We start from the raw sequence: 11,970 nt of genomic DNA, 5'->3' as shown, positions 1-11,970 counted from the left end.
TCCCCGGTCTTTACTGCTATTCACGCTTTCCATCCTTATACGCTCCGCATTATTTAATATGAAATAAAATCGAAAAAGCATACACCATGTGCTGAGCTTTTTACCTTTACTGGTTTCTCTGGTTGACCGGGAATGTTATAATGCTAATAATCACAATGAGGATTATGCATCCTCATTGTATTTTTATAAGCTGGACAGTTATGAAGGGAGATACTAAATCATGCAAGAAATGAACGCACAACAAATTATCGAATTTATTCAAAAAAGCGAAAAGAAAACACCAGTGAAAGTATATGTAAAAGGTGATCTTGCAGGCATCGATTTCGGCGCTGACACAAAAAGCTTCATCACAGGCAATACAGGCGTTCTGTTCGGCGACTGGAAAGAAGTTCAACCTGTACTCGAAGCAAACAAAGGCCGCATCGAAGATTATGTAGTAGAAAACGATCGTCGTAACTCTGCGATTCCGCTTCTCGACATGAAAAACATCCACGCTCGCATTGAGCCAGGTGCAATCATCCGTGATCAAGTTGAAATCGGTAACAACGCCGTTATCATGATGGGCGCTTCCATCAACATCGGCGCGGTAATCGGAGAAGGCACTATGATCGACATGAACGTTGTTGTCGGTGGTCGCGGCACAATCGGCAAGAACTGCCACATCGGTGCTGGTACTGTTATCGCAGGCGTTATCGAACCGCCATCAGCGCAGCCAGTTGTTGTAGAAGATGATGTTGTCATCGGTGCAAATGCCGTTGTACTCGAAGGCTGCCGTGTAGGAAAAGGTGCAGTTGTCGCAGCTGGTGCAGTTGTAATCGAAGACGTACCACCGTACACAGTTGTAGCTGGCACACCAGCTCGCGTGATTAAACAGATCGATGAAAAAACAAAATCCAAAACGGAAATCAAACAGGAACTGCGCCAGCTGTAGTAGGGGACGCATCCGATGACTACCGTAAACGCACAACCATTCGTTTCCATCCGCCGCCACCTGCATCGCATTCCCGAGCCAGGATTCGCGGAGTTTAAGACGCAAAAGTATCTGCTTGATTATCTGGCAACCCTACCGCAGGAGCGTATGGAGCATAAGACATGGCGTACTGGCATTCTCGTACTGGTTAAAGGGACAAACCCTACCAAACGTATCGGCTACCGAGCTGATATGGACGGGTTACCGATTACAGAAGATACCTCGTATGACTTTAAGTCGGAACATCCCGGCTACATGCATGCATGCGGTCATGATATGCATATGGCCATCGGACTCGGTGTACTCACGCATTTTGTCCATCATCCTGTCCGAGATGATCTTGTGTTTATTTTTCAGCCAGCGGAAGAAGGTCCAGGCGGTGCTCAGCCGATGCTTGAAAGTGAAGAATTTGCTGCTTGGCGTCCGGATTGCATCTTCGCCCTGCATATCGCACCGGAGCATCCAGTCGGCTCTGTAGCCTTAAAGCCAGGCATTCTATTTGCCAATACGTCTGAATTGTTCATTGATCTGCACGGAAAAGGCGGTCATGCGGCATTTCCGCATACAGCAAACGATATGGTCGTCGCAGCTGCCCATTTGGCGACACAGCTGCAAAGCGTTGTGGCACGCAACATTGATCCACTTGATTCAGCCGTCGTCACAGTTGGCAAAATCGAAGGTGGCACAAAGCAGAACATTATTGCTGAGCATGCACGCTTAGAAGGCACCATCCGTACGCTATCGATGGAATCGATGCACAAAGTAAAATCTCGCATCGAAGCACTTGTGCATGGCATTGAAGCAGGATTTGAGTGTCAGGGATCAATTGATTACGGCGCAAATTACTGCCAGGTGTATAACAACGAAGACATTACCCTTAATTTTATGGACTGGGTACGTGAAAGTGGTACAGCCGAGCTCATTGAATGCCCGACCGCGATGACAGGTGAGGACTTCGGTTATTTCCTCGAGCAAACTCCAGGCTTTCTGTTTTGGCTTGGTGTGAATACACCATATGGTCTGCATCATTCGAAGATCGAGCCGAGCGAGGATGCCATTGAAGTGGCCATTCGAGTTTTAAGCGGCTACTTAACAAAAAAAGCTTTTGAATAAGTAAATTCCCCCAAAAATGCAGCCTCTCTTTACTCAAGAGATCGGCTGCATTTTTTCTTTGGTTATATTCTCAAAAAACTCTTGCAAAAGATTTAGTATGTATTGTAAGATCATTTTTGTAACTGATATCAATTATCATATTCAATAAATATACAGGGGGAATTTACAGTGAAATTAAAGGTAGTCAAAATATTTGGAGGTATCGCGCTGGTTAGCTCACTTCTTTCACCATCTGCAGCATTTGCACATGAGTTTCAAAAAGGAACAAACCCATTGATTAAAATCAATGGAAATTTTTTAACAACAGCTAAAATCCATATGGAAAATGATAAAGTTTATGTGGACATTGATACATATGCTAAAACCATTGGAACTTCCTACACATATGATAAAGTAGGTCAAACCATTACAATCAATAATAAAACCATTCCTGCTCATGTAATGGATGGTACGGTATTCGCTCATATCCGGGCATTAGGAGCGGCGACTGGAAAAGAAGTTGCATGGATTTCTGCAAAAAATGCAGTAGAAGTAACCGATTCAACTGCAATTAAAGCTACAAATACTGCAGCTACTAATCCAAAAGAAGTTGTGGCTACTTTTGCTGAGCTACAGCAAGTAATAAGCGAGAAAGAACTCAATTATGATAAGGTAGGCCAAATCTATAAAACAAAATTACAAAGTATGGTACAAGAGCTTGACGCCAATTTATCCGAGCATATCGATGAAACACTTACTCAAGCGTTAAAAGATGGAAAGGAAGGCAAGCTAGAAGCGGGGGCTGTTGCTGAACTTTTTGAGAAATTATTGTATAAAGAGTTATTTGCATCTGTACGCTATGAATTTAAGGAAGTAGGGACATACTTTACGACAGATAAGGACAAAGCCAAAGCGGCCTTCCTCCGGGCAACCGAGTTTTATGCGGGCTTAAAGCCGACTATCACTAAAGCAGACGAGAAATTTAAAACTGCATTTGTACCGCAAATCGATGGGGCTTTTACGGATATGAATAGTGCCTTAGAAAAAGGAGATAGCTTACATTTCCAATTAAGCAAGCAAGCTGCCGATAAAGCCATCATGAAAGCCTTCTATTTAAAAACGGATGGATATGCATATAAAGTTGAGAAGCTTGCAAAAGAAGACAGCCCAACTGTAAAAGCTGAACAAGCAGAAGCCTGGGCTCTGTATCAGTCTCTTTATGGTTATCTAAAAGGCAGTGCGAAGGAAGACGCTGATTTTATTAATCAACAGTTTGCACTTACAACAGATCCGAAAAAAATATCCGCTGACGCAATTCATGCAGCATTAGTCCGCGGCTTTGTTGAAGTAGCTAAAGATGAGTACGCGGGAGCATTCTCTGAAAAGAGCTGGGGGCAAGATAAAGCAAAAATTGTCACATTAGAAGGAAACTTATTTGTAAATATGGTTGAAGGAGAAGTTAAAAAACAGTTGGGTGAAGCGGAATATGCACGCCTAACTGATTTGGAGCAAAAACTGCTGGAAGCTGTAAAGAAAGATGAGAAAGCTACAGCAGAAGAACTTTACAAGCAAGTAGTAAGCTTGTTAGACACAGCTGCTGCAAAAATGAAATAAACTCTTAAAAAATGCAGCCTTCTCTTCACTAAGAGATAGGCTGCATTTTTGCTTGGAGATCTTTTGGCTCCTCTATTCAATTACACGACGTGCTGTCAAATAGTTAGCCGTATGCCAGCTTCCACTTAATTTGCTAATCGTTACATTTGATGTTGAGTTTGCCATGTGCAGTACTTTTCCGTCACCAATGTATACACCCACATGCGTAACATCTTTGCTCGGTTTGTTCGCATTATAGAATATCAGATCTCCGGGCTTTATCTGACTCTTCGGAACATATTTGCCATAGGAAACTTGCTTATCATCGTCCCGCGTCTTTAAGTCAATGCCATTCTTCTTGAAAATATAATACGTGAATCCCGAACAATCCATAGTATACGGCGCATTATATGTATGGTTATACCGAGCCTGTCCAATCAGATTTTTCCCTGTTTGAATTATGTTATTAATAACCTTTTGCTCATTGGCGATATTTACAGCTGATCCTTTTTGTGCGGTCACAGAAATGCTTGCAGCAGATGCCGTTGATGCAGTAGATACCGTACCTGCAAACGCACTGACTGCCACCATTCCTGTAAGTACAATCGATGCCCATCTTTTCTTCATGTTGAACCGTCTCCTCCCTTTGTGTGTAAGGAGTGGGAGTTCCACCTGTTCCCACCTAACTGTAGAATTTTCTGCTTGTTTGTCTACGTTCCTTACTTTACCGGAAAAGTTTAGTTCAAACACTAGGAGACAGATGGACATAATTCCTTTATTTATAACGAAAACAGCCTACCATTTGGTAAGCTGTTTCCATATGCCTATTCATTATTCTGCATGTTTTTGGGTATCAAGTAGCTTATACAGAGCGTGTGTGCCGCTATTTTCTTCGCCTTTAGCCGCAAGTTCCTCATACAGCTTCTTCGTCAATTCAAGCCCCGGTGTCCATAGGCCCATTTCTTTCGCCGATTCAAGCGCAATGCCCATATCCTTGATGAAATGCTTCACATAAAAGCCTGGATCAAAGTTGCCGTCGATCATGCGTGGTGCGAGATTACTGAGAGAGAAGCTACCTGCCGCTCCTGTTTCAATGCTTTTGAGCACGGTTCGCTGATCAAGCCCCGCATTCTTCGCATAAATCATCGCTTCACATACCCCAATCATACCGGATGCAATCGCGATCTGGTTGCACATTTTCGTATGCTGACCCGCCCCTGCTTTTCCTTGATACACGATGTTCGTTCCCATCTTCTCAAAAATCGGAACCATCGCGTCAAAGTCCTCTTTATTCCCGCCAACCATAATCGACAGACGAGCGTTCTGTGCTCCCACATCACCACCGGATACCGGAGCATCCAATACATGAATGCCTTTTTCCTGAGCGGCTTCATAAATCCGCCGCGCCAGAATTGGGCTTGATGTTGTCATATCAATCGCATATGTACCAGGCTTCGCATGTGCGAAAATGCCGCCTTCGCCAAGATATACTTCTTCTACATCTTTCGGGTATCCAATCATTGTGATGACAACGTCCGCCTCAGCTGCCAGTTCTGCTACGGTATCTTTCCAGATGGCACCCTTCTCCAGCAGATCCGCTGCTTTTTCTTTCGTACGTGTGTAGACAAGTACCGGATGACCACCTGCCATGAGGTGTCCTGCCATGCTTTTGCCCATGACGCCTGTACCGATAAAACCGATTGTTTGTTTGTTAGATGTTTGTCCCAATTTATCCACCTCCGCTACTATGAATTAGTATAGAGGAAATTTTTAGACTTATCTACCTTCCCGCTCTTGATTATGACAAGCTACTTTCATCCTCTACTCTTTCCTAATGAATACTTCTCTTCTTAAAGTTTCCACCTTTTACATTACTAATCGCCCCGACAGCCAAAAACGCCCCGGGATCAATATCTTCAATAATTGTCTTCAGCTTCGCTTCCTCCAAGCGACTGATGACACAAAACACAACCTTCTTTCGCTCACCCGTATATGCCCCTTCTCCGCTTAAATACGTCACACCACGTCCAAGGCGCCTAAGAAGTGCATCTCCAATCTCTTCATCTTTGTCACTAATAATCCAGACTGAACGCGATTCATCCAGACCAAGAATCGTCACATCAATCATTTTGAATGCGATAAAATAAGCAATCAGTGAATACATCGCCCGATCCCAGCCAAATACAAAGCCTGCACTGCCGAGAATAAAGATGTTAAAGAACATAACCGTTTCCCCAACTGAGAAGGGAAGCTTCTTGTTGAAGAGAATCGCCACAATCTCCGTTCCATCCAGCGACCCTCCGTATCGGATCACCAGCCCGACGCCAATCCCAAGAATAATGCCTCCAAATACAGCCGCTAACAGCGGGTCTTCTGTCATGCTCGAAACAGGATGCAGGAGTGAAGTACCAATCGACATCACCGTAACCCCAAACAATGTAGAAATCGCAAACGTCTTGCCAATCTGTTTATATCCAATAATGAGAAAAGGAAGATTCAACAGGAAGAGAAACAGCCCGAGCGTAAGCCCGGTAAGATGGGAGAGAATAATCGAGATACCCACGATTCCCCCATCAATAATGTTATTAGGGACGAGAAAGATTTCCAGACCAATCGAAACAAGAGCCGCTCCAAGAAAAATAAACAACGTTCGGCGAATAATTTTAGCTTTCGTGAGCTTCTTATGCTTCTTCGTTTGTACTTTTATGTATTCCACCAGACTCCCTCCTGCTTCTAGCTTTACCCAAATTCTTTATTTACATTTATATAAATACCCATGACATAAGACATATATAGTATAATGATAATTGAAATCATTACCATATTTTACACAAGGAGATTGACATGTCCATATTTTGTGATGCATGCTACCTAACTTCCCAGGGATATACGGTATATTTCGCAGACAAAAAACTTCTCAAGACGCTTACTCCCTACCTTTCCATTTATGGAACCGATTCATGGAAACAACTCAACGACCGCATGTATTGGATGAAAGAATCTATTTTTTGCACCCTGCTTGACTATTTCTTTACCCAGACTGATCCGTCTACCGTACATGCCTTTTTCTCCGATGCATCCGACCCTCTATTCGGGCTTGAAAGTCTTCAGCCGATTGCGAGTTTCCATGCTGAACGACAAGCGGAATGGATTGATACAGTAATCATGAATCGGGCCATTCGTACGTTTTATCAACCGATTGTACACCGTCAAACGGAAGGTACTGTAGATATTATTGGCTATGAACTGCTGTCACGTGGTGTCGACATTAAGGGGGACATTATCCCACCCGCTCAAATGTTCGAAGCCGCTCGTACACGTGATAAATTGTTTGCCCTCGACCAACTTTGCCGCCTGGAAGCTGTTAAAAATAGTCGCATGATTACAGATAAACTTTTATTTATCAACTTTTTACCCTCTGCGATTTATCGACCGGATCACTGCCTATCCTCTACGTTCGAATTGGTGCAGCAGACCGGAGCAAAACCGGAGAACATCATCTTTGAAGTAGTCGAAAGTGAAGAAATCAAAAATATGGAACACCTTAAATCCATCCTCCAATCCTATCGGGAACATGGCTTCAAGTATGCACTTGATGATGTAGGGACAGGTTATAACAGCCTGCGGGTATTATCTGAACTGGAACCGGACATCGTGAAGCTCGCCCTTGAATTCGCGAGAGGTGTAAGTCATGATGCCGGGAAACAGCGTGTCGCTCGCTCGGTCGCCCAGATGGCTACTGACATGGGGGCCGTACCACTTGCGGAAGGAATTGAAACGGAGGAAGATTTTTTGTTTTTGAGCAGCATTGGCTACGAGATGTTCCAGGGATATTATTTTGGCAAACCCGAACCCGAGCCACTCTCCTCACTATAAAATGGATGTAGAAAGAGCAACCTACAAGGCTGCTCTCTTTGCATTACACGCTAAACTTAGCAACTAAACTTTTTAATATAAAAAAGCCCTTCAGGATTTCTCCTAAAGGGTTTCTTGCTCATTAATAATGATTCGTATATTGAGAAACATCTGCAAAAAGTTGAACTAACGATTGCAGACCTCCAAACGTTTGAAAAGCAAACAAAGGTAATCCAACAAAATACAAAAGTCCTTCCCCAATTAAATGTAGCATAGCGCTCTCCTCCTGTGAAAATTATTTGATAAGGTTACACAGGAAAAGAGATAAGCGGTTCTTCATCACCGCTTCTTATAGAAATACAGCGTGTATGCAAAATGTTGTTCATTGGCTGAACCGGATACGTCTCGATTACGTTTGGATTGATATTCGCTTTAACAAGCTTCGGCGTTTTATTGAAGTTTGTATTAGTTTTAGATACTTTGCAGCTGTTACTACCATACCTAAATAAAAGAACAGCAGCAATACAAGCTGAGACAAAAGCTAGCAGTGTATCGATATCATCTGCTGACAATAACAGGAACCATTCTTCCACTGCTATCCCTCCCCTTTTAGCTTTTATTCAGTTCTTCAAAAACAAGGGAGTAAAAAGATCAGCCATACCGTTAGCTGATCTACTTTATTTTATATTCGTATTCTCTCCATCTATATGTATGATGGAGGCGGTGGGAATCGAACCCACGTCCGAAGACTCCGATGACATAAGCTTCTCCGAGCGCAGTTGCCTGTGGTTGATTCGCCTACCGGGCTGCCAGGTAACCCACTACCTGATAGGCTAGTCTGATTGATCTCTTCCCTCGGCTCCAGACGGAAGCGTTAGGCGTAGTCCACTAAAGGGTGAGTCTTATTCCCGCCACATGGACGATGGAGAGATAAGACCGCTACTGCTTATTAGGCAGCTAAAGCGAAGTTGTTTTGTGTTTTAGCGTTTGTATTTACGCTTGCGTTGTTAACGGAATCGCAACCCACCGGCTCGCTACTCATGCTCGAACCATCCCCGTCGAATCCAGAACGCCCCCGCAATGGGAAGCTCCCGGGAAATGTGAGAGCACATTGCCTGACGTATCAGGCTGTATTCGTAGTATATCACACCTTGCTATACGGTGCAATAAACACCGTGCTTCCTGATGCTGGGTATGTTACCAGGCAATTAGCGGTTCCGCTCCCGCAGTGCGCGCTCCACTTCTCGCTTCGCATCCTTCTGCTTGAGCGACTCGCGCTTGTCATAGTTTTTCTTACCCTTGGCTATGCCGATCTCGATCTTGCAGAAGCCACCCTTCAGATACAAACGCAGTGGCACGAGTGTTAACCCGTGAATCTTCGTCTGCCCAATCAGGCGATGAATCTCTGCGCGATGGAGCAGCAGCTTACGCTCCCGCAGCGGATCATGGTTATAACGGTTCCCCTGCTCGTACTCACTAATATGCATGTTCAGCACGAATGCTTCCCCGTCACGAATTCGGGCGTAGCTATCCTTCAGATTCACCCGTCCCCGGCGAATGGACTTGATCTCCGTTCCCGTCAGGACGATGCCTGCCTCCATTGTTTCTTCAATAAAGTAATCATGACGCGCCTTTTTGTTCTGCGCGACAACTTTAATCCCTTCCTTACCCATAGGCGGTCTCCTTCTTCCTTTGATCTATCTTTACATAGTACCACAAAACCATATCGGCAAAAAAGCTGCAAGGAAAGTACAACACATCAAAAATGAACGTGATGAGTTTGGATTTTATCAACATGTAGTGAAGGAGCAGAGAAGGAAGACACCTGTCACTTGGTACGCCTTGCAGGGAAGCATGGACTGTCCGCGATTCCCTAGCGGAAGAAGAACGGTGAACGGGCCTTTGCCTGCAACCCTTCCTGAACAAACATCGTGGGTCCTCTTTTGCAGGCGAGTTCACCGGGCTTTCTGGAGCGGACAGTTGACACTTCTCTGCCAAGCGTACCGAAGCGAACGGCTTCTCTCTTCTTTCCTCCCACCACCAGGCTTCGGATTCTACAAAAATACACATAAAAAAAAGGGAGCGCAGCAGAAGCGCCCCCCAGGCTATGCTCATTTTTTCTTCTTTTTCTTCGATGACTTCGCGCCGCCAGTTTTCTTGCTTTTCTTCTTATCAATTGCTTCTTTCCAGAACGGATTATCCTTGCCTTGCGTCGGTTTTCCTTTGCCCCGATGCTTGCGTTCGGATGTCGTCGCCTGGATGACTTTTGCTTTGCGTACTCCACCATCACGTGATGTACGCTTGCTTTTTGGCAGACCCACGACTTCAAAATCAATCGTATGCTCGTCCACATCCACATTCACTACACGCACTTTTACTTCATCCCCGATGCGGAAAATGCGTCCGGTGCGCTGACCGACAAGCGCGTATTGCTTCTCATGGAAGTCGTAATAATCGTCTGTCAGGTTGCTAATATGAACCATACCTTCAATCGTATTCGGCAGCTCGATAAACATCCCGAAGGCCGCTACACTGCTGATAATTCCATCGAATTCTTCATTCATATGACGCAGCATGAATTCTGATTTTTTTAGATCATCTGTCTCGCGCTCCGCATCCACCGCATTGCGCTCCCGCTCGGATGACTGTTTGGCAACCTCCGGCATTTTTAATGTCCACTCCTGGATGCGCTCTGGTGTGAATCCGCCCGACTTGAGCGATTCACGAATCATACGATGTACAATTAAGTCTGGATAACGACGAATCGGCGACGTAAAGTGCGTATAGAACTCGGCCGCCAGACCGAAGTGACCATGGTTTTCCGCATCGTACTTCGCCTGTTTCATCGAGCGCAGCATAACCTTCGAGATCACAGTCTCCTCCGGCGTATCTTTTGCCTGCTCAAGCAACGTCTGCAATGTGCGCGGGTGAATATCGGTCGAATTGCCCCGGACGAAATAACCGAAGTTCGTTACAAACTCCAGGAACGTCTGCAAGCGGTCGCTGTCCGGGTCTTCGTGAATTCGATAGATGAACGGCACGCGCATCGTGTTGAAATGCTCGGCTACTGTTTCATTCGCCTTCAGCATGAACTCTTCGATCAAACGCTCGGCAATTGTTCGCTCGCGCATCCGCACTTCTGTCGGATTCCCTTCCCGGTCTACCAGAATCTTCGCTTCGCCGAAGTCAAAGTCAATCGCTCCACGCTCCATCCGGAAGTGACGCAGCGTAAGCGCCAGTTCTTTCATCGCGCGGAAATGATCCACCAGTTCGCCATAGCGTGCAATAAGTTCCTGATCATTTTCTTCCAAAATTTTATATACATCCGAATATGTCATCCGCTCATTCGTCCGAATGACACTTTCATAAATGTCATGGTTGACCACATTGCCTTCGGAATCAATTTCCATGTCGCATGACAGTGTCAGTCGGTCTACCTTTGGATTCAAGCTACAAATCCCATTCGACAAACGATGTGGAAGCATTGGGATTACGCGGTCGACGAGATACACACTTGTCCCGCGATTAAAAGCTTCCGTATCAAGTACGGAGCCTTCCTTTACATAGTAGCTGACGTCTGCAATATGTACACCGAGACGGTAATGGCCGTTCGGTAGCGTTTCAATTGATACCGCATCATCGAGGTCTTTAGCATCCGCACCGTCAATCGTCACCATCACACGATCACGCAGGTCACGACGGCCCTGTATCTCGTCTTCACTGATTGTCTCCGGCACAGCTTCTGCTTCTTTCATGACATCATCCGGGAAGCTCTCTGGCAAACTGTACTTGCGAATAATCGACAGAATGTCAACACCCGGATCGTTTTTGTGGCCGAGAATTTCCACCACCGAGCCTTCCGGATTTCCCCGGCCTGTCTCTGGATAGCGTATGATTTCGACCACCACTTTATGACCATCAACAGCACCCATCGACTGCCCTTTTGGAATGAAAATATCTTTCGAGATCCGCTTGTCATCCGTTATGACAAATCCGTAATGCTTCTCATCCTGGTATGTACCAACGATCATCGCATTGCCGCGATTCACAACACGCACAATTTCTCCTTCAAGGCGCGGACCACGCGCGTTCGGATTCAAACGTACCAGTACGGTATCTCCATTTAACGCCCCGTGCATATCATCGGCGCTTACATACACATCCTGCTGCCCTTTTTCTTCCGGAATGACGAATCCAAATCCTTTGGCGTGCCCCTGCAGGCGGCCGCGAATTAAATTCATTTTTTCCGGCACACCATAAAGGTTCGCCCGTGTCCGAATAATCTGTCCTGTATCCTCAAGATGATTCAATATCTTCACGAAGTCCTTAAACGAGCTCGCTGAGTCAACACCAAAAGCTTCTTCGAGCTCCTTGACAGTCATCGGGCGATATACTTGTTCTCGCATAAAGGTTAAAATATCTGTTTCTGTTGGCATGCGAGCCCTCCTCATTTTCTTAAT

At 45.2% G+C, this 11,970-nt stretch carries 12 protein-coding genes and 1 other RNA gene; 4 read left to right on the top strand and 9 right to left on the bottom strand.

Annotated elements, in window-relative coordinates; translation table 11 throughout:
* Positions 1-220: 220 nt before the first annotated feature.
* The 3 genes from dapD (at position 221) to CB4_RS03945 (ending at position 3,676) form a co-directional block, all read left to right on the top strand.
* Positions 221-931 (top strand): 2,3,4,5-tetrahydropyridine-2,6-dicarboxylate N-acetyltransferase, encoded by a 711-nt coding sequence (dapD, locus tag CB4_RS03955; RefSeq protein ID WP_096463680.1) that lies wholly within the window; start codon positions 221-223, stop codon positions 929-931.
* A gap of 15 nt (positions 932-946) precedes the next feature.
* Positions 947-2,083, top strand: coding sequence for an N-acetyldiaminopimelate deacetylase (locus CB4_RS03950; RefSeq protein WP_096463679.1), 1,137 nt, complete (start codon positions 947-949; stop codon positions 2,081-2,083).
* Between the two features lie 168 nt (positions 2,084-2,251).
* A complete protein-coding gene (locus tag CB4_RS03945; RefSeq protein WP_096463678.1) occupies positions 2,252-3,676 on the top strand; it encodes a stalk domain-containing protein in 1,425 nt (474 codons plus the stop codon).
* Between the two features lie 72 nt (positions 3,677-3,748).
* Here the strand turns inward: CB4_RS03945 and CB4_RS03940 are convergent, their stop codons facing one another.
* The 3 genes from CB4_RS03940 to CB4_RS03930 form a co-directional block, all read right to left on the bottom strand.
* Entirely contained in the window at positions 3,749-4,282 is a 534-nt protein-coding gene (locus CB4_RS03940; RefSeq protein WP_157737776.1) for a C40 family peptidase, read from the bottom strand.
* Between the two features lie 204 nt (positions 4,283-4,486).
* Complete coding sequence (locus CB4_RS03935) at positions 4,487-5,332, bottom strand: NAD(P)-dependent oxidoreductase (protein ID WP_231956233.1); 846 nt, start codon at positions 5,330-5,332, stop codon at positions 4,487-4,489.
* A gap of 154 nt (positions 5,333-5,486) precedes the next feature.
* Positions 5,487-6,317 carry a YitT family protein gene (locus tag CB4_RS03930; protein ID WP_373681376.1) on the bottom strand — a complete coding sequence of 277 codons (831 nt, stop codon included), beginning with the start codon at positions 6,315-6,317 and terminating at the stop codon, positions 5,487-5,489.
* Between the two features lie 182 nt (positions 6,318-6,499).
* Between CB4_RS03930 and CB4_RS03925 the strand changes: the two genes are divergently transcribed.
* A complete protein-coding gene (locus CB4_RS03925) occupies positions 6,500-7,531 on the top strand; it encodes an EAL domain-containing protein (RefSeq protein WP_096463675.1) in 1,032 nt (343 codons plus the stop codon).
* A gap of 121 nt (positions 7,532-7,652) precedes the next feature.
* On the opposite strand, the gene CB4_RS21815 is transcribed toward CB4_RS03925, so the two are convergent.
* The 6 genes from CB4_RS21815 to rnr form a co-directional block, all read right to left on the bottom strand.
* Positions 7,653-7,784, bottom strand: coding sequence for a hypothetical protein (locus tag CB4_RS21815; RefSeq protein ID WP_258365673.1), 132 nt, complete (start codon positions 7,782-7,784; stop codon positions 7,653-7,655).
* Positions 7,785-7,818: 34 nt separating this feature from the next.
* Positions 7,819-8,103, bottom strand: a complete 285-nt coding sequence (locus CB4_RS03920; RefSeq protein WP_096463674.1) for a hypothetical protein — start codon at positions 8,101-8,103, stop codon at positions 7,819-7,821.
* A 119-nt stretch (positions 8,104-8,222) separates the two neighbouring features.
* Positions 8,223-8,587: a transfer-messenger RNA gene (gene ssrA / locus CB4_RS03915) on the bottom strand.
* A gap of 131 nt (positions 8,588-8,718) precedes the next feature.
* Positions 8,719-9,183 carry an SsrA-binding protein SmpB gene (gene smpB / locus CB4_RS03910; RefSeq protein ID WP_096463673.1) on the bottom strand — a complete coding sequence of 155 codons (465 nt, stop codon included), beginning with the start codon at positions 9,181-9,183 and terminating at the stop codon, positions 8,719-8,721.
* A gap of 200 nt (positions 9,184-9,383) precedes the next feature.
* Positions 9,384-9,548: a hypothetical protein gene (locus CB4_RS21400; RefSeq protein ID WP_231956136.1), complete on the bottom strand. Its 165-nt coding sequence runs from the start codon at positions 9,546-9,548 to the stop codon at positions 9,384-9,386.
* 73 nt (positions 9,549-9,621) lie between these two features.
* The gene (rnr, locus tag CB4_RS03900; RefSeq protein ID WP_096463671.1) at positions 9,622-11,946 is read right to left on the bottom strand and encodes a ribonuclease R; all 2,325 of its coding nucleotides are present in this window, start codon (positions 11,944-11,946) and stop codon (positions 9,622-9,624) included.
* Positions 11,947-11,970 lie beyond the last annotated feature (24 nt).

Origin of the sequence: Aneurinibacillus soli (assembly GCF_002355375.1) — a bacterium.
GTDB lineage: Bacteria > Bacillota > Bacilli > Aneurinibacillales > Aneurinibacillaceae > Aneurinibacillus > Aneurinibacillus soli.
This window is presented reverse-complemented; position numbering and strand designations above follow the sequence as displayed.